General features: G+C 36.0%; 23 protein-coding genes. 17 read left to right on the top strand and 6 right to left on the bottom strand.

Annotation, left to right across the window (positions count from 1 at the left end; translation table 11 throughout):
• The first annotated feature begins 8 nt into the window (after window positions 1-8).
• From CHRYMOREF3P_RS01360 to CHRYMOREF3P_RS01350, 3 genes are all read left to right on the top strand, one after another.
• Window positions 9-1,466 carry an LptF/LptG family permease gene (locus CHRYMOREF3P_RS01360; protein WP_077417757.1) on the top strand — a complete coding sequence of 486 codons (1,458 nt, stop codon included), beginning with the start codon at window positions 9-11 and terminating at the stop codon, window positions 1,464-1,466.
• Between the two features lie 108 nt (window positions 1,467-1,574).
• The gene (locus CHRYMOREF3P_RS01355; protein ID WP_077417759.1) at window positions 1,575-2,366 is read left to right on the top strand and encodes a hypothetical protein; all 792 of its coding nucleotides are present in this window, start codon (window positions 1,575-1,577) and stop codon (window positions 2,364-2,366) included.
• Window positions 2,367-2,443: 77 nt separating this feature from the next.
• Window positions 2,444-3,079 carry a hypothetical protein gene (locus CHRYMOREF3P_RS01350; RefSeq protein WP_077417761.1) on the top strand — a complete coding sequence of 212 codons (636 nt, stop codon included), beginning with the start codon at window positions 2,444-2,446 and terminating at the stop codon, window positions 3,077-3,079.
• A gap of 87 nt (window positions 3,080-3,166) precedes the next feature.
• On the opposite strand, the gene CHRYMOREF3P_RS01345 is transcribed toward CHRYMOREF3P_RS01350, so the two are convergent.
• Both CHRYMOREF3P_RS01345 and frr read right to left on the bottom strand, forming a co-directional pair.
• Window positions 3,167-4,228: a 3-oxoacyl-ACP synthase III family protein gene (locus CHRYMOREF3P_RS01345; protein WP_077417763.1), complete on the bottom strand. Its 1,062-nt coding sequence runs from the start codon at window positions 4,226-4,228 to the stop codon at window positions 3,167-3,169.
• A gap of 232 nt (window positions 4,229-4,460) precedes the next feature.
• On the bottom strand, window positions 4,461-5,015 hold the full coding sequence (gene frr, locus CHRYMOREF3P_RS01340; RefSeq protein WP_047384743.1) for a ribosome recycling factor: 555 nt from the start codon (window positions 5,013-5,015) through the stop codon (window positions 4,461-4,463).
• Between the two features lie 423 nt (window positions 5,016-5,438).
• Here frr and CHRYMOREF3P_RS01335 point away from each other — a divergent pair, with 423 nt between their 5' ends.
• On the top strand, window positions 5,439-6,797 hold the full coding sequence (locus tag CHRYMOREF3P_RS01335) for a lipase family protein (RefSeq protein WP_180563665.1): 1,359 nt from the start codon (window positions 5,439-5,441) through the stop codon (window positions 6,795-6,797).
• 81 nt (window positions 6,798-6,878) lie between these two features.
• Here CHRYMOREF3P_RS01335 and pyrH read toward each other — a convergent pair whose 3' ends face one another.
• A complete protein-coding gene (pyrH, locus tag CHRYMOREF3P_RS01330) occupies window positions 6,879-7,586 on the bottom strand; it encodes a UMP kinase (RefSeq protein WP_077417767.1) in 708 nt (235 codons plus the stop codon).
• Between the two features lie 167 nt (window positions 7,587-7,753).
• On the opposite strand from pyrH, the gene porQ reads away from it, so the two are divergent.
• The 5 genes from porQ to CHRYMOREF3P_RS01305 all read left to right on the top strand — a co-directional run bounded on the left by porQ (window position 7,754) and on the right by CHRYMOREF3P_RS01305 (window position 10,844).
• On the top strand, window positions 7,754-8,746 hold the full coding sequence (gene porQ / locus CHRYMOREF3P_RS01325; RefSeq protein WP_077417769.1) for a type IX secretion system protein PorQ: 993 nt from the start codon (window positions 7,754-7,756) through the stop codon (window positions 8,744-8,746).
• An 84-nt stretch (window positions 8,747-8,830) separates the two neighbouring features.
• On the top strand, window positions 8,831-9,505 hold the full coding sequence (gene cmk, locus CHRYMOREF3P_RS01320) for a (d)CMP kinase (RefSeq protein ID WP_180563664.1): 675 nt from the start codon (window positions 8,831-8,833) through the stop codon (window positions 9,503-9,505).
• Between the two features lie 95 nt (window positions 9,506-9,600).
• Window positions 9,601-9,951: a YtxH domain-containing protein gene (locus CHRYMOREF3P_RS01315; protein ID WP_047384732.1), complete on the top strand. Its 351-nt coding sequence runs from the start codon at window positions 9,601-9,603 to the stop codon at window positions 9,949-9,951.
• Window positions 9,952-10,031: 80 nt separating this feature from the next.
• Window positions 10,032-10,340, top strand: a complete 309-nt coding sequence (locus tag CHRYMOREF3P_RS01310; protein WP_077417773.1) for a phage holin family protein — start codon at window positions 10,032-10,034, stop codon at window positions 10,338-10,340.
• Between the two features lie 3 nt (window positions 10,341-10,343).
• On the top strand, window positions 10,344-10,844 hold the full coding sequence (locus tag CHRYMOREF3P_RS01305) for a phosphoribosyl-ATP pyrophosphatase (RefSeq protein WP_077417775.1): 501 nt from the start codon (window positions 10,344-10,346) through the stop codon (window positions 10,842-10,844).
• 67 nt (window positions 10,845-10,911) lie between these two features.
• Here the strand turns inward: CHRYMOREF3P_RS01305 and CHRYMOREF3P_RS01300 are convergent, their stop codons facing one another.
• A complete protein-coding gene (locus CHRYMOREF3P_RS01300; RefSeq protein ID WP_180563663.1) occupies window positions 10,912-11,637 on the bottom strand; it encodes a TrmH family RNA methyltransferase in 726 nt (241 codons plus the stop codon).
• Between CHRYMOREF3P_RS01300 and CHRYMOREF3P_RS01295 the strand changes: the two genes are divergently transcribed.
• The gene (locus CHRYMOREF3P_RS01295) at window positions 11,623-14,232 is read left to right on the top strand and encodes a BamA/TamA family outer membrane protein (protein ID WP_077417779.1); all 2,610 of its coding nucleotides are present in this window, start codon (window positions 11,623-11,625) and stop codon (window positions 14,230-14,232) included. The two genes, CHRYMOREF3P_RS01300 and CHRYMOREF3P_RS01295, sit on opposite strands and share 15 nt — an antisense overlap.
• Here CHRYMOREF3P_RS01295 and CHRYMOREF3P_RS01290 read toward each other — a convergent pair.
• Together CHRYMOREF3P_RS01290 and CHRYMOREF3P_RS01285 are read right to left on the bottom strand one after the other, a co-directional pair.
• Window positions 14,229-14,786 carry a vancomycin high temperature exclusion protein gene (locus CHRYMOREF3P_RS01290; RefSeq protein WP_410493603.1) on the bottom strand — a complete coding sequence of 186 codons (558 nt, stop codon included), beginning with the start codon at window positions 14,784-14,786 and terminating at the stop codon, window positions 14,229-14,231. The genes CHRYMOREF3P_RS01295 and CHRYMOREF3P_RS01290 overlap by 4 nt on opposite strands.
• A gap of 56 nt (window positions 14,787-14,842) precedes the next feature.
• A complete protein-coding gene (locus CHRYMOREF3P_RS01285; RefSeq protein ID WP_047384720.1) occupies window positions 14,843-15,967 on the bottom strand; it encodes a ferredoxin--NADP reductase in 1,125 nt (374 codons plus the stop codon).
• Between the two features lie 33 nt (window positions 15,968-16,000).
• Between CHRYMOREF3P_RS01285 and CHRYMOREF3P_RS01280 the strand changes: the two genes are divergently transcribed.
• The 7 genes from CHRYMOREF3P_RS01280 (at window position 16,001) to tnpA (ending at window position 22,818) form a co-directional block, all read left to right on the top strand.
• Window positions 16,001-16,561 carry a TlpA family protein disulfide reductase gene (locus tag CHRYMOREF3P_RS01280; RefSeq protein ID WP_077417785.1) on the top strand — a complete coding sequence of 187 codons (561 nt, stop codon included), beginning with the start codon at window positions 16,001-16,003 and terminating at the stop codon, window positions 16,559-16,561.
• Between the two features lie 24 nt (window positions 16,562-16,585).
• Entirely contained in the window at window positions 16,586-17,557 is a 972-nt protein-coding gene (locus CHRYMOREF3P_RS01275) for an iron ABC transporter permease (RefSeq protein ID WP_180563662.1), read from the top strand.
• Between the two features lie 250 nt (window positions 17,558-17,807).
• Window positions 17,808-18,185, top strand: coding sequence for a GxxExxY protein (locus CHRYMOREF3P_RS01270; protein WP_180563661.1), 378 nt, complete (start codon window positions 17,808-17,810; stop codon window positions 18,183-18,185).
• Window positions 18,186-18,283: 98 nt separating this feature from the next.
• Window positions 18,284-19,207, top strand: a complete 924-nt coding sequence (locus CHRYMOREF3P_RS01265; protein ID WP_180563660.1) for an ABC transporter ATP-binding protein — start codon at window positions 18,284-18,286, stop codon at window positions 19,205-19,207.
• 165 nt (window positions 19,208-19,372) lie between these two features.
• Window positions 19,373-19,825 carry a MarR family winged helix-turn-helix transcriptional regulator gene (locus tag CHRYMOREF3P_RS01260; RefSeq protein WP_034694513.1) on the top strand — a complete coding sequence of 151 codons (453 nt, stop codon included), beginning with the start codon at window positions 19,373-19,375 and terminating at the stop codon, window positions 19,823-19,825.
• A gap of 54 nt (window positions 19,826-19,879) precedes the next feature.
• Window positions 19,880-22,273: a 3-hydroxyacyl-CoA dehydrogenase/enoyl-CoA hydratase family protein gene (locus tag CHRYMOREF3P_RS01255; protein WP_077417791.1), complete on the top strand. Its 2,394-nt coding sequence runs from the start codon at window positions 19,880-19,882 to the stop codon at window positions 22,271-22,273.
• An 80-nt stretch (window positions 22,274-22,353) separates the two neighbouring features.
• Window positions 22,354-22,818, top strand: coding sequence for an IS200/IS605 family transposase (tnpA, locus tag CHRYMOREF3P_RS01250; RefSeq protein WP_077417793.1), 465 nt, complete (start codon window positions 22,354-22,356; stop codon window positions 22,816-22,818).
• Window positions 22,819-22,861: the final 43 nt, after the last annotated feature.

Genomic DNA, 22,861 nt, shown 5'->3' with positions numbered 1-22,861 from the left:
TTTGGCGCATGGTAAAAATACTAGACCGATATATCATAAAAACCTTCTTTGGACCGTTTTTCTTTATATTCAGCGTATTGTTTTTCATTTTTATTGTAAACATTATCTGGGTTCAGCTAGGGCAATTTATGGGAAAAGGATTAAGCTACTGGCAAATCCTTAAACTTCTTTTTTATCTTGGAGTAAACGTTATAAGCATGGTTCTCCCACTGACAATCCTCCTCGCGAGTATTATGTCATTCGGGGAATTTGGAGAACGCTATGAACTTGCTGCAATGAAAGCGGCAGGAATTCCTTTGACCAGGGTAATGACTCCTCTGCTTGGAATTTCAACAGCCCTTGCGATTATGTTGTTTTTCTTCTCCAATAATATTATCCCTGATTTTCAGAAAAAAGCCAAGAACATGCTTTTCAATATTGCCCAGACAAAACCGGCAATCAACTTTACTCCAGGACAGTTTATTGATCAGATTCCCGGGTATATGGTAAAGTTTGATAAAATATATGGGGAAAACGGAGAAAATATTGAAGGGGTTTTTGTACATAAAAAAGCCAATGCTTATGAAAATCAACAATCTGTTGTAGCAGAAAAAGGAAAGTTTGTTCCGGCAGCTAATAAAAATTTCCTGAAACTTGTACTCTATAATGGATATGTCTTTGAAGATGCCTTTGCCGGAAAAGGCGATAATGTAAGACAGAAACAGCCCGATCAGGCTATTAAATTTGATACATTGGTTTCCCACTTTGACATCAGTGAAATCATTAATAAAGCAATCGAAAAAGAGCAGATCACGGATGACTACCGTTTTCAGACCTATAATCAACTTGACGGAACGATTAACAAAAACAAAAAAGACAATAAGCAGTTCTTTGACAATATCGGTTCCGAGGTTCTTAACCAGACCAATTCCGTTGTAACTTATATGGATAAGGGCAACAAGCATAAAGTAGCTCCAAAAACACAGATCAAACTGGATACGGTAAAAGGAGACAAAAAGCTGGAAATCATTTACAACTCTTACAACAGGCTGGATAATCTGAAGTCTACACTGGAGTCTAAAAAGAATGAATACAGTTCCAATGTAAAATATTTCAGCAAGGTTGTCATTTATCAGCAAAGGATTGTAGCGTATTCGGTGACCTGTATTATCTTCTTCCTGATTGGAGCAAGTTTAGGTTCTATCATCAGAAAAGGAGGAATGGGACTTCCTGTAATCATCGCCATTGTGATTTTCATTATCTTTTATGTAATGAATGTTGGGGTAGAAAACATGTCCTGGAGCGGGAAAATGAATCCTTATCTTGCAGCGTGGCTTCCTAACCTGATCCTTCTTCCTTTTGGAGTTTGGATGACGTATAAAGCCCTTACAGATTCGCAATTATTTGATGCTGAAAAATACAAAGCATTATTCAAGCCTATCACCAAAAGGTTTACAAAAAGTAAAGAACATCAGAGATATCAATAATTCTGGTATCAGTAATAAAAGTAAAAAGCTCCGATTTTTTTCGGAGCTTTTTTGTTGAGTTATTTTGGATATAAAAAATTATATTTGCCGAAGTTAAAAAACAATACCATGAAAAAATTACTACTTATTGGCCTATTCGGTCTTGTTTCGCTGAACACCTATGCCCAGGAACAGGATGAAAACGGAACCTACAACGGTGAAAAATACGGATACATTATTGATAAAAGCGGAAAAAAAACTGAAGGTGTCGTTCATTTGCATGGAGGATACTCCAGCCCATGGCAAAATCAGTTAAAAGTAAAATTTGCAGCCATTGCAGATATTGATAAAGTAAAAAACAAGATCAAGTTTAAAACGTATGACACAGACGATATCAAAGAATATATGCTGTATGAAGGTGATACTCCAAGAATTTTTAAATCAGTTAAATATTCGAATATGAGAGAAGCCCTCAACAGTTCAGAAAGCACAACAGGTTTGGCAGCCGGGTTTAAAGCGATCAATAATCTTTCAAGAACAGATCAGTTTGCAGAAGTGGTAACGGAGGGAAAAATTACGGTTTATAAACTGTATGGCTATCCGACAGCTTTTTCAGCAAACAGTACCCAAGCCATCACTTACGCAGAAACAGAAAGATTAAAAGAAAATCCCAATTATATCTTTTCTAAAAAAGGCGGAAAAGTGGAAGAACTGACTCCGGCAAAAGCAAAAATAATCCTTGCAGACTGCCCGTATGTAAAAGCAAAAATTACTAAAGGAGAATATGGTTCTCTTAAAAATGAAGAGAAGAAAAGAACCGGTCTTGGGAAGTTCATTAGAGATGAAATCAGCAATTCAACAGTAGACAAACTTTCAATTATCAATGAAGTGATTTATGATTACAATGAAAATTGCAAATAAAAAGTAAGGCTTTCAATTGAAGGCCTTTTTTGTACCATTATTTTGTATTTTTATCCAGCCACCAAACTATTTATCTTATGAAAATCCTATTTCTCACAGCAGGTTTATTTCTTGTTTTTTCATGTAAAAATGATAAGGCAGTTCATAAAAAACCTGCTTCAATAGACAGTTCTTTCGAAAAAAAGGATTCAGCACAGACTAACATGGCAGCGGATCCCATTGATCAGATAAAAAAAGAATATGCTGCTCTTCAGATTCAATTGGAGACTAGAAAACTAAGTCAATCAAAGTTTATTTATGATTGTAATGATGAACCTTCAGGTGAAGTCACTTTTCATTCAGACAAAAATGAGATCAAAGTGATAGAGCATTTTTATGCAGAACACAGTCATTTCTCCGGATCTGAAAAATATTTTATAAAAGATGGAAAGCCTTTCTTTATATTCAGACAGGAAACCGTATGGAATTTTGATGGTGGTACTCCGGAAAAACCTATTACTAAAGATGATATTACAGAAACCCGTATTTATCTTCAGCATGGCAAACCCCTGAAATGCCTTGAAAAGAAATACAGTATAAAATCTGATCAAAAAGAAAAAACAGCAGATAATATTCCAAGTAAAGAAGTGCAGTGTAATGCCGATAAATTGCTTACCAACTATCAATCTCTGTTACAGCATAGAGATCAGAAAGGACAAATCAAATGTCTGTAAAAGCAAAAGAGGTTTCCAATAGAAACCTCTTTTTATATTTTAAAACTAAAAATTATGCTTTATAATTTCAGCTTTTTCATGCTCAGTTTAAAACTTGTAAACAAAGGCATTAATGTTCATTCCTGCCCCTACAGAAGCAAATAATATCACATCATCCTTCTGGATTTTATGATGTTCCAGTTCGTCATTTAAAATCATAGTCAGCAAAGACGGAATGGTAGCCACACTGCTGTTTCCCAGTTTATGAATAACCATCGGCATTATATTTTCAGGAACCGGTGTATTATACAATTGGTAAAACCTGTTAACAATAGCCTCATCCATTTTTTCATTAGCCTGATGAATAATAATTTTATTCAATTGACTGATAGAATACCCACTGCTGTCCAGACATTTTTTCATGGCATCAGGAACATTTATTAAGGCAAACTCATAAATTTTTCGCCCATCCATTTTGATATATTTTGTATCCGGGCATTTCTCATTATTGTACGATTTCCCAAAATACAGATAATCTTTCTCCTCAAAAGTATAGGAAGCTGACAAATGAGCCTTTATTCCGGAGTCATCATCGTTGTTCACTTCCAGCACAGCCGCTCCTGCTCCATCAGCATAGATCATACTGTCCCTGTCATGAATATCCACTACACGGGAAAGAGTTTCCCCGCCAATCACCAAGCATCGTTTGGCAATACCGGCTTTAATAAATGCATTAGCCTGTATCACTCCTTCAATCCAGCCAGGGCATCCAAAAAGAACATCGTACGCCACACAGAAGTTATTTCTGATTCCTAACAAATGCTTTACCCTTGCCGCAAGACTGGGAACCGCATCGGATTGAATTGTTCCAAAACGAACATCTCCAAAATTATGGGCAAAAATAATATAGTCTAATGTTTCAGGATCTATTCCTGCATTTTCAATGGCAGCCTTAGCTGCAATAAATCCAAGATCTGAAGTAACCTCTGTACTATGAGCATATCTTCTTTCTTCAATGCCCGTAATTTTTTTTAATTTATCTGTAATAGATGTATTATTTTCTTTTAATAATATCCCCTTTTCATTAAGAAAAATATGCTTATCAAAAAATAGATTGGTTATCATTTCAGATGGTATGTAGTTGCCTACACCAATAATCTTCGTCATCACTTTTAAAATGTTTAATTTCCTGTTTTAAGTTAAGTCTGCAGGAATAATTCTATAAATATAATGAATTAACGCAAATACTCATCAATATATTATGGAATGAGACCTCTTTACGATAAAGTTCTAAACAAAAAAACCAAATACATAGTTTAAAAGCAACAGAACAAGCTTATCTAAAAGAAAAAAAAGAGGCTTTCCATCGAAAACCTCTTTATTATTTTTCAAAAAACCTAAATTATACTTTCATAATTTCAGCTTCTTTTGTCTTAAGATGCTCATCGCAAAGCTTTACATATTTGTCTGTATAGGTCTGGATTTCTTCTTCCACTCCTTTTACAACATCTTCAGAAACTCCGTCCAGTTTTTTAAGTTCTTTCAAACCATCCTGTCTTGCGTTTCTTACAGTTACTTTAGTATTCTCAGCTTCTACTTTAGCCTGTTTTGCAAGCTCTCTTCTTCTTTCTTCTGTCAAAGGCGGAACATTAAGGATGATGTTTTCCCCATTGTTAGAAGGTGCAAAGCCTAAGTTTGAATTGATGATCGCTTTTTCAATCGCATTGATTGCCGTTCTGTCCCAAGGTTGAATAGAGATTGTCATTGCATCCGGAACAGAAACATTTGCCACCTGGTTGATAGGAGTCATTGCTCCATAATATTCTACCATTACATCCTGAACCATTGATGTAGAAGCACGTCCTGCTCTAATTCTTTGAAATGCGTGATCCAGGTGCTTTACAGCTGCATCCATGTCTTGTTTTACAGATTCTAATATAAGATCTAATTCTTCCATTATTATATTAAAGTTTGATAAATTACACATCTATTAATTAATCTGAATATCAATCAGTTAAAATTTACAAATCCTGTAAACATCAGTGTTATTTCACTGTTTAAAACTATTTTTTGCTATTCAGTGCTGCAAAAATAATAATTGTTTTTGAATAATAGGTATTTCACAGATGTATTTTGCGTACTTGTCCTTGCTTTGAAAAAAAGAAGATGGTTTTTAATGATCTTAATTGATGAATTTCAGGTACAAATACCTATAGAATATTTTGGTTATTTCTACTTACCGGTATACCATTTTTAATGGTTTATTTTACTTTATCATTTTAATGAAGTTCTCAATAAAGATTATAATATCACACAAAAGAGAATTTTATGTAAAATAATTCATAATCATTTTATCAACTAATTTTAAACCAATCACATTATGACAAATCCATCTTTAGATGCCTATCAACAAGTATTTGGTATGGCAGGTCTTGCAAACCGTGCGGGAGGCTACAACGGCCTAGGTATCCAATTGCAATTACAGCTTCAGTATGACTTATCTTTTTATTTTAACAATGTTCCTCCTGTTAAAATAATGGGCCAGGAAACGCCTTCAACAGCTGACCCTTCAGTTTTGCCGGTATTAGGAAGCTGGGATCTTGTCTGGGGACCTGCCCTGATTGAAGAAAAAGATGAAAAGGGTTTTCCTACAGGAGTTGCTGATAATGCATTATATGTAGCTAAATGTGATGCTCTCGCATTTCCGGGAGGTCCTACACTGCCTGCTTACGTTGTGGCTATTGCAGCAACTAATCCTTCATCACTTTACGATTGGGAAACAGAAGATTTCTCAGTTTCAGAAGTGGTGAACTGGACGACTTATAATCCTTCCAATTTCGTTCCAACAGCTTATAATGGTACAGACCCTTATATTTCAAAAGGTACAGCTACCGGTGTAAGTATCCTTCTCGGACTTGAAAGCCCTCATTCTGCAGCTTCCCCGAATACGACACTGCAGCAGTTTCTTGCAGGCTTACATCCGGAACCCGGTACAGCTATTATATTTTGCGGACACAGTCTTGCAGGAGCATTATCACCTACTCTTGCCCTTTATCTGAAAGAAAATAAAGATCTGAATGCTTTCGGTGTAACGCTTGTATATCCTACCGCCGGACCAACTCCTGGTGAGGCAGCATTTGCCAGTCTGTTCAACAGTAAATTTCCACCGTTGCCACCAGGATGGCAGCAACAATCAGGAACTTACCAAAGCTGGAATACCATGCACTGGAATGATTTGGACGTAGTGCCTCATGCTTGGCCGGTATCAGAACTGGAAAAAATTGCAACAATATATGGTCAGGCTCCTACACATATGACGGCCGGCATATTAAATGCTTTACAGAAGATGGCTATTGATGATTCTTCAAAATCAGGAGCCAGCTATACAAGAATACAAAACCAATCGCTTCCAGGTCAGCTGCAACACTCAAGCAGTTCCTCAATTAGCATCAAAACACCTCCTGAAACTTTGCAAGACTATATGCTTCAGTTATCAGTACAACATGTGGGCATGTATAATGGTATTCCCGCGACAAAGTCTGATCCTCAGGTAACCGGTCTTATTTTACAACAGCCATTACCCAAACCTGACGTTGTGAAACTGGTACCGGGAGTAACTGCGGTGACCGAACTTGAGATGATCATGAAAATAATAAATCAGATCATTGAATGGGTTTTCTCCCATTACACGTTGGTTGAAAAGGAAAATGCCACGCAAAATGTTGAGGCAGATCAATAAATATTAAAACCAATATAAAACAAAAACACCTGCCACAATAATCATGGCAGGTGTTCTTATATTTTTTAGTTCTAGGATTGATTATAAATTAACCAAAGTACCTACATTCTCTCCGTCTACAATTTTTGACAGGTTACCATCTTTATTCATATCGAATACAATAATTGGCAATTTGTTTTCGTGGCTCAAGGTAAAGGCAGTCATATCCATTACCTTAAGGTTTTTTTCAAATACTTCATCAAAAGATAATGAATTGTATTTTACAGCATCAGCATTTTTTTCAGGATCGCTGTCATAGATTCCGTCTACTCTTGTTCCTTTTAAGATCACATCAGCTCCAATTTCGATTGCTCTTAGAGTAGCCGCTGTATCTGTAGTAAAATAAGGGTTTCCTGTACCTGCTCCGAAGATTACGACTCTTCCTTTTTCAAGGTGTCTTACAGCTCTTCTTTTGATGAAAGGTTCAGCTACTTTATCCATTTCGATAGCAGATTGAAGTCTTGTTTTGATTCCTGCATCTTCCAATGCTCCCTGCAATGCCATACCATTGATTACAGTTGCCAGCATTCCCATATAGTCTCCCTGCACTCTATCCATACCTTTTGCAGCTCCTGCAACACCACGGAAAATATTTCCTCCTCCAATGACGATCGCTACTTCACAGCCTTTTTCGACTACTCTCTTAATCTCAACGGCATATTCCTGCAGTCTTTCGGTATCAATACCATATTGCCTGTTTCCCATTAAGGCCTCACCGCTTAGTTTCAGAAGGATTCTTTTATATTTCATCTTTTATTTTTAGTAACTTTTTATTAGTATGGGTTTCCCCTGAATTTGATTTTGCAAATATAATCATTAAAGATATTGATGAAAGAAAAATATTTAAGTAGAAATAATGTAAGAAATATTTTGAAAAGTACGAAAAAGGATTATTTTTGCATTAATTATAAATTGAGTTGAAGAAAATTATCATTTTTTCATTATTTCTATCAGGAATTGTTTCTTATGCGCAAACAGGAACAAATGTTTATCCGTTCTTAAATGTACCTGTATCTGCAAGACAGGCTGCTTTGGGTGGCGATGCAATTTCGATAAGAGATTATGATGTTTCCTTTGCTATTGCAAACCCTGCCCTGTTAAATAGAGATTCTGACAAACAGCTTTCTGTAAACGCAACAGCTTATCTTGCCGATTCAAAATACGGAACTATTGCTTATGCCAAAGACTTTGAGAATGGCCATATGGCTACCATCAACGCCAGGTATATGAGCTATGGAAGTACACCGAGAACGGACGAAAGCGGTTTCGAAAACGGAGAATTCAAGGCTTCGGATGTAGCCATTGGCGCAGGTTATGCCTACCAATTTGAAGAAGACTGGACGATTGGTGGAGGGCTTAATTTCGTTACCTCAAAAATTGACAACTATACTTCTTCCGCAATTTCAGGAACAGCGGGAGTTACCTATCATAATAAAAAGAACAAAGAAGTAGTTTCTCTTGTGATGAGAAATTTTGGTTTTCAGCTGAAGTCATTCAATGGAACAAGAGAGAATCTTCCTTTCAGAATTGATCTTGGGTATACCAAAATAATCAAGAACTTCCCTCTTGCAATTACTATTACAGCGCATGATCTTCAGAAATTTGATATTTCTTCAGAATATAACCTGGACGGACAGAAAGTGAATGCCGGCAGAAAAATAGCAGATCACTTTTCATTGGGAGCTGAATTGTTTCCGGAAAAAAACTTCAACATCCGATTGGGATATAATGTAAAAAGAGGAAATGAGCTGGCAGTTGCAGATCAAAGAAACTTCTCCGGACTTTCTGCAGGATTTGGAGTAAAAGTTTCCAGATTCCGCATAGATTATGCTCATGTAAGATATCACAACTCTTCCAATGTCAATCAGATAGGAATTTCCATGGACCTTTCCAGCCACAGAGGAGAGTAATCTTTTCGGCTGAAATTTTCTTAATTATTCTGAAATTTTCTTACTTCCTCTTGATTTTTAAGAAAAAATCTTGAAATTTGCAGTATGAAAAAACCTGTAATTGCTATCGATGGGTACTCGTCTACCGGAAAAAGTTCTATCTCTAAAATCATTGCAGATAAACTGGGACTTATTCATATGGACACAGGAGCTCTTTACCGAGGAGTTACCTGGTATGCATTGCAGCATTGTCTGGACGAAAATGGAGGAATTGATCTGAATACATTATTCTCTTCCTTAGACCAGATCCGCCTTGAGTTTAAAAACAACGACGGAACACTTATCCTTTTTCTTAATGACACGGATATCTCCAAAGAAATCCGTACTAATATAGTATCTGACAATGTGAGCCTTGTTGCCAAACAAAAAGAAGTAAGAGACTTTTTGCTTCAGTCACAGCGCACTTTGGCAGAAAAAGGAGGTGTCATTATGGACGGACGTGACATTGGGACAGTAGTTCTGCCAAATGCGGACTATAAATTCTTTCTTACTGCCAGTATTGATGAAAGAACCAGCAGAAGGTTCCTGGAACTGCAAGGTATGGGAATTGAAGCAGATAAAGAGCAGGTAAAGCAGAACCTTATAGAGCGTGATAAGATTGACAGCGAGCGCGAAATAGCCCCTTTGAAGCAGGCTGAAGACGCTATCGTTATTGATAACTCAGAATTGACCAAAGAAGAAACTATTGAACTTATTTTATCTCACATCGAAAAGATTTAACAATTTTTAATAGGCCTCAAGCCCCCTTTGGTATACAAATTGTAAGTTTTATTACTGTAAAAACTAATCTATTATTAATTATTAAAAAACTTAAAATGTCTAGAAAAGGAAATAATACAGCAGGTATATTGGCAGGACTTCTTGCAGGTGCTGCGGCAGGTGTAATCTTAGGAATGCTTTATGCACCGGAAGAAGGTAAAGAAACCAGAAAAAAAATAAAGGATAAGGCAAATGATCTTAAAGATCAGGCTAAAAATAAATACGGAGAGGTTTCTGAAAAAGTAAAAGACCAATATGGCAATATTTCTTCTACTTTCAAAGAAACTGCAAACAGCGTAGCACATACTGTGAAAGACGGATATGACAAATATAAAGATCAAATTGTTTCTAAAACTGCAGATTTGGCAAAAGATGTAGAAGCAGAACTGAATGATCTGAAAAAATAAGTAATTTATCTTTTTTAAGTAAATTACAGAAAGGAACTTTTGTGCAAAAGTTCCTTTTTTTGTAACTTTAAAAAAAAACAATGATAGAAACTATTAAAGAATACGCCTCCAAGAGAATAGATCTTCTGAAAATTGAAGCGACTGAAAAGTCGTCCCTTTCTGCCGGGCTCATTACTTACTTTGTAGTACTGCTTGTTGCTTTTGCTTTTTTTATTATCCTTTTCAATTTTGGAATCGCTTTCCTTATTGGAAAAGCACTGGATAATTACTCTTACGGATTCTTAATTGTTGCTGCATTCTATGCACTGGTAATGGCATTTGTTGTTGCCTTCAAAACGAAGATCGTAAATGCTGTTGCAGATCAGGTTATTAAATTTTTAAATCATTAAACTATGGGCAGAAAATACGAGAGCATAGAAGAATTAAGAAGAAAGAAAAAACTGCTTCAAGGTGAAATAAATGATCTGGAGAATCTTCTTACCTTCAAAAACACAAAGGAAAGCCTAAGTGCATTTACCAATGGATTAAGCGACCAATATCTTCAGGAAAAGATAGATGAAGACGGTGATGAAAAAGTGGTTCTGAGAAAGGACGTCATTGCCAAACAGCTTACCTCAGAAGTAAAAGATCTACTGATTAACAAAAATACAGCTGTAGGAATTGCAAGCTCCGCTTTCAAAGGAGGGAATATTACGGACAGCCTTGTTAAACTAGGGGTTACCGCTATCGTAGGAAACTACGCCAAAAAGAATATGAAAAGCTCCAACTGGAAGAAAAAACTGATTGGTGCGGCATTAATCTACCTCGCTCCTATAGCGTTGAAGTATGTCAGAAAAAAGATGGAAGTATATCAGAAAAATAAAAGTGTTTCCAGCATGGAACAATTGATATAAGGAATTAGGGCTTAGGATTTAGAAAATAATGTTATATTTTCACTCCCTAAGCCCTAATTTCTAAGTTTTATTTTGAAAATAACTGTCCTAAAATAATCCCGGCAGCCATGGATACATTCAGACTTTCTGTAGACTGGGATTTTCCAAATCTCGGGATGCTGATACTTTTTTGTAAAAGTTTTTCAGTTTCTGGTCTCATTCCATTTCCTTCATTTCCTAAGATCAGATTGATCTTTTCAGGTTTTTCAAATGTATAAATGTTCTCCCCTTCCATATCCGTTCCGATATTTACATTTTCTGTTGCAGAAAGATATTCCACAAGATCAGTATACACAACATTAACTCTGGTAAAAGAACCCATAGTAGCCTGAATCACTTTCGGATTGTAGACATCTACGGTATCTTCACTGCAGATAATCTGTTCTATTCCGAACCAGTCTGCCAGCCGTATAATGGTTCCTAAATTTCCTGGATCCTGTATTCCATCCAAAACCAGCTGTATATTCTTATCCGCCCATTTTTCTTCCTCAGCAAGATAACATACCGCTACGGAATCTTTTGGTGTTTTAAGAAAACTAATTTTTTTTAATTCATTTTCAGAGATATGAGTAACAGGAATATCAGTACGGTCCAATTTTTGTGGATCGGTTGATAATATTTCTTTAACTTTAAAGTTAGAATTAAAAAGTTCACAAATGATTTTATTACCTTCAACCAAAAACAAATTGTATTTTTGTCTGAACTTCTTTTTATCTAAAGACTGTAAAATTTTTATTGTATGAGCTGTAAGCATTATAAGAATTCTCCTCAAAAATATTATAAAATTATCTCATTTGCAACATTTGTTGGTCTCCTTTATGCTTGTAGTACAACAAAAAAAGTTCCTGAAGGCGAATATCTGCTTACCAAGAACACATTAGGGTTCGAGGATAAGAAAGAATTTTTCGATGAGGAACTCAAAGATTATATTCAGCAAAAGCCTAATAAAAAGCAATTTCTTTTCATGCCATTAAGTCTTCTTCTGTACAATATGGCTGACACGAAATACGATACGATACTTAATGAATATATGACCTATCCCGGAGAGATGAGAAATCAGAAACTGAGAGACTCTTTATTCCTTAAATATAATATGAAAAGCAGTGTTGGAAAAAGCCTGCTGTTCGATCGTTTATTGCATAACTGGGGAACACCGCCAGTGATTCTTGATCAGACCAGAAGTGAAAAAAGTGCTGAATCTATTAAAAAAAGACTTACTTACAGAGGATACTGGGATGCGGATGTAACGTTTAAACATACCCTGGATTCCGCTGCTAAAAAAGCCGCTGTTAATTATTCCATTAAGCATAATGACCCTACCCGAATCAAGGATTATTTTTATAATATTCCGGATCAGGGGATCAAAGGTTACTACAACTATAATTTGAACAGAAGTCTTATAAGATCCGGACAGATTCTTGATCAGACTGTTCTTGAAAGAGAAGTCACCCGAATTACTGATCTGATGAGAGAGTTTGGGTTCTATAGATTCAATGCCTCCAATGATGAGGTTTATTTTGTAGCTGACTCTCTCAAAAGCAGAAAACAGGTTCCTTTGACACTGGAAATTCACAAAGATTCTCTGGATACTCCATATAAAATCTCAACTTTCGGAAATATAGATGTTGCGATTGTTGATGAACCGGGTGATTACCCTAAAAACACCAAAAAAGACAGCTTAAGGAGAATAAGATTTCATACGATGAATGATAAATATAAACTTTCATCCATATGGAGAGCTATTATTCCGGACAGTAAAAAAGTTTTCGACCAGACTAAACTTGACGTAACGAAGAGAAACCTTTTGGCGATGAACAATTTCAGCATCGTTAAGGCAAGAGATTCCCTGAGACAAGGAGGAATGGCATCACCTAACGACAGTATTGTTGATGTTTTATATGTACTGAAACCTCTTCCAAAGTATGAATTTAAACTGGGAACAGATATCAATTACTCTCAGCTCTTAAATCTCGGTATCTCTCCTTCTGTAGACCTTACTACCCGTAATGTTTTCAGGGGGGCAGAAAACCTTTCCACGAGTCTTTCAGGAACATTTGGATCTATCAGAAGTACAAAGGATATTGATAAAAGAGTTGCCGCCTATGAAATATCAGCTCAGGCATCTTTGAATTTCCCAAGGCTTTTGCTTCCATTTAATTATTATAAATTTATCCCTAAACGATATACGCCTACTTCATCTATTCTGTTGGGGGCGTCCATACAGAACAACATCGGTTTGGGAAGAATTATTTTTAATACAGGACTGAATTATCAGGCAAGTGTTAATGATCAGGTATACCATAAGCTTACTTTATTCAATACTCAGGTCAGTTTAACCAAAAATAAAGATGCTTATTACGACTACTTTGTCAATGACAGAAGAGTAAAAGATGAAGTTTTCGGGAATTATTTTATGTTTAACCCGCAAACTGCACAAACTGGTCAGGATTATAAAGATGGAAAACTAAGCGTAGATGAAGTTTCTAAAGAAATTATCGAGAACGATGCTTACCGTGGAAGTCTGAATCAGCAGGGAACAGATCTTTTAACGGCATTTACCGGAACATTGGTCAACAAAGACAGACAAACGCAGGATGTTCTTATTTCTTCCATGATCTATAACTTTGTATACAGTGAAATTGGGAAAAAGGAATATCCAAACGCATTTTATTTTAATGGGAAAGTTGAGCTTGCAGGAAACATTTTAAGCTTATTCAATAAAAAAGATAACGACGGAGGTGTTGTTACCGGTCCTCAAAAAACCATTTTCGGACTGCCATATGCACAGTTTATAAAATTTGATATTGATGCCAGAAAATATTTCAAATTCAATGGAAACCAGACATTAGTACTTCGCCAGTTTATCGGGGTTGGAATACCGTATGGAAATTCTCAGGATATGCCAATCATCAAATCATATTTCAATGGAGGTTCCAACGATATCAGAGCATGGGTAGCATTTGGAGGATTAGGTCCTGCAGATTCTCAAGTGGATGAAAGAGTACGTACTTATATGACAGACAATTTAAAGCTTACCACCAATATTGAATACCGAATTCCGTTCAATAAAACCTATGAGGGTGCTTTATTTACAGATATAGGAAATACATGGAGTCTTCGTAACTATAATGACGGATATGGAGATGAATTTAAATTTAATAAGTTCCTGAAGCAGGTAGGTATCGGAAGTGGATTTGGATTAAGATTGAATATCGCGTATGTAACGGCCAGAATTGACCTTGCTTACAAGATCTATGACCCGAATAAACCTGATGGAGACCGATGGAGATTCAAATATTTCCAGCCTTTTAAACCCACTGTTAATATCGCGTTCGGATATCCTTTCTAATCCGGAGAAACGCCTAAAATAAAATAGACTACAGCAATCACACGGGCGAGGATTTCCCTCGTCTGGTTTCTGTAGAAGCTTTCAGATTTTGTGACATCCTGAGCATCAAATCCCAAAGCATTCATATCATTGTTTCTTGCAAAAAACAAAGCCCGCAGGTTGTGATATCCCTGAGATACAATGATGACATTTTTCTTTTTATAAACATCCTTACAACGGAGAATACTTTTATAGGTATTGAAACCTTTCGGGTCTTCCATAATAATATCTTCCGGAACACCTTCCAGATAAACCAGATAATTTTTCATTGCTCTCGGTTCATTGTACCCTGTACTCTTCTCCCCGCTCACTATAATTTTCTTGATTTTCCCATGGTGGTAAAGAAGAGCTACAGCATCCATTCTTTTCGTAAAATAGGGATTAGATTTTCCGGATCTCATTTTCGGAGATGTCCCCAGGACCAATGCTACCTCTCTTGGTGGAATTTTTGAGATTTTGGTATAGGTTCTCCCGTTGGTAAGCCCGAAAACCCACACATTACAGAAACATATCATCAGAATTCCCAATTCCAATGATATAAAACCCAGGTTAAATATGTTCCTAATGACTCTCAACTAAGATCAAAGTTAAGCTTTATTTTTTTACTTTTCACAATAGACATGCAAGCCAATATATGCCCCTGCTCTTCTTCTCTTTCAGTAAGATACTCATTCTCCAGCAGTTCCACTTCTCCTTCTTCTAAAGAACATTCACAGCTTCCGCAGATTCCAGACTTGCATGAATAAGGAACCGGAAACTTCTGAATCAGAAGCTGCTGCAGGATTTTGTCCTTGTTATCAGGAAGATGAGTTGTATATTTTTTTCCAAGCATGGTAAATTCAACCTCTATATCTTCAATCAGAGGAAATTCTTTTTCTACAGGATAAATATCATCATTAAATTCCTCAAAAAGTTCAAAATGGATGTTCTTTTTCGGAATTCCGTGATGATAACAGGCATTGGCCAGTGTCTTGATCATTTCTCCTTTTCCGCAGATCAGCACTTCGTCCACCGCATCCCAGATCGTAGATTCTTCATCGGTATCATCCAAATGGAGAATCTGATTGATGATAAGATTTAATTTCTTGGCATCCAATCTGCCATAAAAAAACTGATCTCCTGTTTTCTCCTGTGAGAAGAAATAAAATATCTGAAGTCTGTCACCACATGTTCTGGCAAGATTATCCAATTGATCACGGTATACCAGGTCTTCTGAACTTTTATTTCCAAAAAATAAAAATAACCGGGTTCTGGGTTCTGTATGAAGAATATTCTTAAAGTGGCTCAAAATCGGGGTAATTCCAATACCGGCAGCAAAGGCTACAATGGTTCTGAACTCACTTGGCTTAGAAACCAATGTAAATCTTCCTGCAGGTTCACTCACCCATAGAATATCATCCGCATCATAGTTTTGAAATAACTGGGAAGCAGCACCTTCAGGGGAATTCATCTTTATTCCTAAACATATTTTTCCCTCATAAGGTGCCGAAGTCATTGAGTAATCATTAATAACCTCTTTACCATATGCCTGAAATTTTATACTGACGAACTGCCCGGCTTCAAACCTGAAATTTTCTTTTAAATTCTCAGGAATATCAAACTCCAGAGAAAAAGTATTTTTGGTCAGCTCTTCCTTTTTCGCTATTTTTAACGGATGAAACTGTATCAGTTTTCCTTTATAGATTTGTTGTTCCATAACTTCAATTCAAAAATAGATAAAAAATAATTTATGAAGAAGATAATTTTATCCACGTTACTCCTTACTGCATTGTACAGCTGTAAAAAAGAAGGCCAGAAAACTGAAAATACTGCAGCTGCAGATTCTCTTTCTGTAACCCAACCAACAGGTGCTGAAGAAAGTACGTATGTTCCCAAAGAACTTTCTCCTGAAAATGTAAGTCAATATTTAGCAAAAAACAATGATACTTTATATGTCACCAACTTTTTTGCAACCTGGTGCGGCCCATGCATGAGAGAAATTCCAAGTTTTAAAAGTAAAATGGATGAACTGAAGGGTAAACCTGTAAAATTTACTTTCATAAACCTTGACGATAAAGCTGATTGGGCTGGTGCTGTAAAGAATTTTGCAACAGAAAATAAGCTGGGAAAAAATGTTATCTTACTTGATGGACAAAAACTAGATCAGAATTTCTTCGCTTCCAATTTCAAACAATGGGACGGAGGCTCTATTCCTTTTACTTTCATGAGAAAAGGAGATAAAACCGATGAATATCTGGGAATGATGACGGAAGATGTATTAAATTCAAAAATCGATTCTTTCTTAAAATAAAATAGACTGAACTCTTTCTAAATCATGTCAAAAAGATTTAAAATCCTGTGTTTGCTATTTATGATTGCCATTATTATGAGTGCTGTCATCAATCTGAACACAGGGTTTTTAAGTTTAAGCTTCCAGGATTTCTTTCTGGATTCTGCTCATAACCAAATTGCCGAAATCCGCATCAACCGTGTTTTGGTAATGATGCTGGCCGGAATTTCAATTCCTACTTCAGGTTTTCTGATGCAGGAATATTTTCAAAACCCGCTGGCAGGACCTGATATATTGGGAATCACTTCGGTTGCCAGCCTGTCTGTCGCCTTTTATATTTTCTTTTCCCACAATATTTTACTTCCTGAGTTTTTACAGAACAGTTTTCTCAGTTTATCAGCTATTGGAGGAAGCTTGCTCTTAATGCTGATATTGTTGTCGATGTCTAATAGATTTCAGGACAAATCTTATCTCATTATTTTTGGGTTTCTTGTATCTGCTTTTGCCGGGGCAATTGTATCACTGCTTCAGTTTTATGCAGAGAATCAAAGCTTGAAAAACTATATATTATGGTCTTTCGGAGCCAATAATATGGTGACCAGAAACCAGATTTATGTGTTGCTTGTTTTGGTTTTAATTGGAGTATTGATCTGTTTTAGAGCTATAAAACCACTTATTGGAAATTCTCTTGGGAATTCCTATGCACAAAGTTTAGGAGTAAATCTGAAACAGCTGAAACTTTTAATAATAGTTGCCTCCTCTCTCCTTTCAGCTTCTGTTACTGCATTTCTAGGACCTATTCTCTTTATAGGAATTATTGTCCCTCACTTCTGCAGACTTGTCTATAATCCATCCAAATTATGGCAGCAATGGATTCTTAATATGTTTCTGGGAATGCTGATCATGCTGCTTTTCTCGGTTATTGCAGAAAAAACTCAGATTCCTCTGAATGTAATAAGCTCTGTATTTGGAATTCCCGTGATTCTGATGATGCTTTTGAAACAGAATAAGGTGTAGTTTTTATGTTGGATAAACGCAAGGATTTTTTATACTAACGCTTATTTTAAGGTGCAAGAAAATCAAAGATTTTCAGCAAGCGTCAAGTATATGATTCTATGGCTTTAAATATTCAGTATTCAATTTTATCGTAGATAAAATCTTTGCGCCTTTGCGTTTACCCAATAGCATACCTAAATAAATTATTGCACCTACATTCCCGTACTTTTACCTAACAATTCATATATTTAAGTTCAATAAGACACAACAAATGACAGAAAATGAACTATCAAAAATTGTTTTTGAAACAGGATTAAAAATTCATAGAAAACTTGGAGCAGGTTTATTTGAACATGCATATGAAGAATGTATGTACTATGAATTAACAAAAGCTGGATTTTTAGTAGAAAAACAAAAGTTTCTTCCCATCATTTATGAAGATTTGAAAATAGACAATGCCTTTAAACTTGATCTGATGGTTGAAAGCAAAGTAATTCTGGAAGTAAAAACAGTTGAATATATATCACCTACTCATAAAGCACAGCTTTTAACTTATTTAAAAATGGCAAATTGTAAATTGGGGTTATTACTCAATTTTCAATCTGATGTTTTCAAAAATGGTGTAACAAGGATTGTAAATAACCTGTAAAGAAAAAATATAAAAATTTTGACAAAGTCAGATTCCTTGCGCCTTAAAACCTTATTTTTGTAAAACATTCTGCGCTTCTGCGTATAATCAAATCAAGTATGCACCTACAGATCAAACAGGCAAATATCGGCTACAATACAACTTTAATTTCCAATGCCAATGCGGACTTGAAGCTTGGTGATGTATGCCTGCTGATTGGTAATAATGGGGTTGGGAAAACAACGCTGATCAAATCTATTCTGCATCAGCTGCCTTTACTGAATGGGGAAATTTCTATGAACGGGAAAAATGTAAAAAGTCTTTCTGTAAAAGAAATTGCGGAGAATATTGCTATTGTTTTTTCAAAGTCTGTTATTCCGCAGCATTATACGGTTGAGGATCTTATTTCTTTGGGGAAATACATCTACTACCCTTTTTATTTTGAGTTAAAAAAAGAAGACCGTGAAGAAGTGGCCCACATCATTGAAGAACTGGATTTAAATCAATACCGATATACCCTTTTGAAAAATCTGTCAGACGGAAACCTTCAGAAAGCTTTTATCGGACGGGCGATAACCCAAAATTCCCCGATCATCATTCTGGATGAACCAACTACTCATCTGGACGAAAAAAACAAAATCATTATTCTTAAAACTTTGAGAAAACTGGCTAAAGAACAGAATAAATTGATCCTGTTTTCTTCTCATGATTGGAGGCTAGCCAAAGAGTTTGCAGATAAAATATGGTATGTAAAGGACAATCATCTGTATTCTGGAATTGTTGAGGACATTCTTCTTCAGCATGAGGAGCTCACCAATGCATCATTATTTCAAATTAATGAGACTTTTATTCCGCCTTTCATCTCGGCACCCCAGTTTCACAAGGAAATGCTGTATTCTCTGCTTCAAAAAAACTTTCCAAAAGACCTATCTGCCTTTAATTTTGACTTTCAGAATGCTTTTTGGGTAATTACTAAAGATTCCTCTACTTACCAATGTGAATCTTTTGAAGAAATCATTGATTTGATTACAAACATTCATTAATACTAGATTTTCTTTGATCAATTCACATACTATGCATGCATAGTATTATGCTAATCATACAATTTAATCTATTTATTCTCAGGTTATTAACAAAATTTAACGTTAATAAATACTATGCATGCATAATATTTACTAAATTTGGGTAAAACCATTGGCGCAAAAATGATGGATAATAATAAGGAAAAAATAGAAAACGTAGATTTAATTTTAAAGCAGACCTGGTTGGCTGTTTCTAAAATGTACACAGAATTAGCCCAGGAACATGATTCCACAGCGGTACAGGCGCTTACTCTTCTTAAAATTGATCCCAAAGAAGGAACCCGAAGTACCAATCTTGGTCCTAAGATGGCTATTGAACCCACTTCATTAACGAGAATCATCAAACTTCTGGAAGATAACGGATATATCTATAAGGAAAAGACAACCACTGATAAAAGAGAGGTTATCATTAAGCTTACAGATAAAGGACTAAACTCCAGAAACATGTCAAAGGAAGTCGTTGTCAACTTCAACAAGAAGGTGATGGAAAAAATTGCTCCCGAAAAGCTGGATGCTTTTAAAGATGTGATGACTGAAATCATGAAAATAGCAAACGAATTATTAAACAACAGAAAATAAATTATGATGAAACCTCCGGGTGGCATATAATCTTATAAAAATAAAAATTTACATATGAAAAGAAGAATCAAACATGTAACGGTTCTTGGTTCAGGAATTATGGGAAGCGGTATCGCGGCTCACTTCGCCAACATCGGTGTTGAAGTATCACTCTTGGATATTGTTCCTTTTGAACTTACTGAAGCTGAACAGAAAAAAGGTTTGACCAAAGATGATAAGGTAGTAAGAAACAGAATTGCTTCCGAAAACTTTGAAAAACTTAAAAAAGCAAGTCCTGCACTTCTTTATTCACCAAAGTTTGCAGACAGAATTAAAATCGGAAACTTCGATGATGATCTTCCGAAAATAAAAAATACAGACTGGATCATTGAAGTGGTAGTAGAAAGACTTGACATTAAGAAGTCTGTATACGAAAAGATTGAACAGTTCAGAAAACCGGGAACATTAATTTCTTCTAATACATCCGGGATTCCTATTCATTTCCTGACAGAAGGAAGAAGCGAAGATTTCAAAAAGTACTTCGCAGGAACACACTTCTTCAATCCTGTAAGATATCTTCCTCTTTTAGAAATTATCCCTACTAACGATACAGCTCCTGAGATCATCGATTTCTATATGAACTACGGGGCGAAATTCCTAGGTAAAACTACCGTTTTAGCCAAAGACACTCCAGCTTTCATCGCCAACAGAATCGGTGTATTCTCTATGATGGATCTTCTTCACAATGTACAGAAATTAGGACTTACTGTTTCTGATGTTGATAAATTAACTGGTCCGGTAATAGGACGTCCAAAATCTGCTACGTTCAGAACAGCTGATGTTGTAGGTCTTGACACTTTGGTAATGGTAGCCAACGGCGTTCGCCAGAGCGGTGCTGAAGCTAATGATTTCAATGATGTTTTTGCGCTTCCAGGTTATATCCAGAAAATGATGGATAATAAATGGCTAGGTTCAAAAACAGAACAAGGTTTCTATAAAAAAGTGAAAAATGCAGAAGGAAAATCTGAAATTCACGGATTAAACCTTGACACTTTAGAGTATGAACTTCAAGGAAAATCTTCATTCCCTACCTTAGAATTAACAAAAGCGATTGACAAACCAATTGACAGATTCAAAGTTCTGATCGGAGGTAAGGATAAAGCTGGTGAATTATACAGAAAATCGTTAGGAGCATTATTCGCTTACGTTTCACATAAAGTTCCTGAAATCTCTGACGAGGTTTATAAAATTGACGATGCCATGAGAGCAGGTTTCGGATGGGAAAACGGACCATTTGAAATCTGGGATGCCGTAGGGGTTGCCAAAGGTATAGAACTGGCAAAAGATGCAGGATACGAAGTTTCTGACTGGGTGAAAAATGTAGAAACTTTTTATAAAGTTAATGATGAAGGGCAAAGTATTTACGTTGATAAAAATTCAGGAGAATACAATAAAATCCCAGGTCAGGATGCATTCATCATCTTAGATAATATCAGAAAAAACAAAACACTTTGGAGTAATTCTGGTGCTTCTATTGAAGATTTAGGAGACGGAATTATCAACTTCGAGATCCGTTCAAAAATGAACTCTCTTGGAGGTGAAGTTCTTGATGGATTAAACAGAGCAATTGATTTAGCAGAAAAAGAATATGATGGATTAGTTGTAGGAAACCAGGGAACTAATTTCTCTGTAGGAGCAAACCTTGCTATGATCCTTATGATGGCTATCGAGCAGGATTGGGATGATTTGAATATGGCGATCGCTTACTTCCAGAAATCAATGATGAGAGTACGCTACTCCTCTATTCCTGTAGTTGTTGCTCCTCACGGAATGACTCTGGGTGGAGGATGCGAAATGACAATGCATGCCGACCGAGTGGTTGCAGCAGCAGAAACATACATTGGACTAGTAGAAACTGGTGTAGGTGTAATTCCTGGCGGAGGTGGTACTAAAGAACTGACTTTAAGAACTTCCAGAGAATTCCATAATGATGATGTTAAAAACAACAGACTTCGTGATGCTTTCATGAATATTGCAATGGGTAAAGTAGCAACTTCTGCGTATGAAGCTTATGACATGGGAATCCTTGAAAAAGGAAAAGACATTGTTTCCGTAAGCAAAAACAGACAAATTGCTGAAGCTAAAAAAGTAGCAAAACTATTAGCAGAACAAGGCTATACTCAGCCAATCGAGCAAAAAGTAAAAGTTCTTGGTAAAGATGCATTAGGAATGTTCTACGTAGGAACAGACCAAATGCTAACCGGAAACTTCATCTCTGCACACGACAAGAAAATTGCAGATAAACTAGCCAACGTAATGGTAGGTGGAAATCTGTCTGAACCAACAGTCGTTACAGAACAATATCTATTGAATCTTGAAAGAGAAACCTTCCTTCAGCTTTGTGGAGAAAGAAAAACTCTGGAAAGAATCCAATACATGTTACAGAACGGAAAACCTCTAAGAAACTAGCGGAAGCTCCGTAGGAGCGAACTGTTAATAGATGAATAATTTAAAAATTGGAGAGCCTCGTAGAGGCGGCCTGTTAATTTATGGCAAATACATACACTCAGATTTATATTCAAATTGTTTTCGCTGTAAAAGGAAGACAAAATCTGATTTCAAAAGAAAACAGAGAAGAATTACATCAGTTTATTACAGGTATTGTGTCCAATAGAAACCAAAAGTTATTCGCAGTTTTTGCAATGCCAGACCATGTACATATTCTCGTAAGTATGAATCCGACCCTTTCGGTTTCAGATTTAGTAAGAGATATTAAAGCGGGTTCTTCAAAATTCATCAATGAAAAAGGGTGGATCAATGGAAAATTCAATTGGCAGGAAGGCTACGGAGCTTTTTCATATTCTAAAAGCAGTGTGGATTCTGTTGTAAAATATATTTTAAATCAGGAAGAACATCATAAAAAGAAAACTTTTAGAGAAGAATATCTGGATTTTATGTCAAAATTTGAAATAGAATATGATCCAAAATATTTATTTGAATGGGTTAGCGATTAACAGGTCGCTCCTACGGAGCTCTACAAAGAAAGCATAAACAAAT

Source organism: Chryseobacterium sp. JV274 (assembly GCF_903969135.1).
Lineage (GTDB): Bacteria > Bacteroidota > Bacteroidia > Flavobacteriales > Weeksellaceae > Chryseobacterium.
Note: the sequence above shows the minus strand (reverse complement) of the source record. Positions and strands in the feature narration are given on the sequence as shown.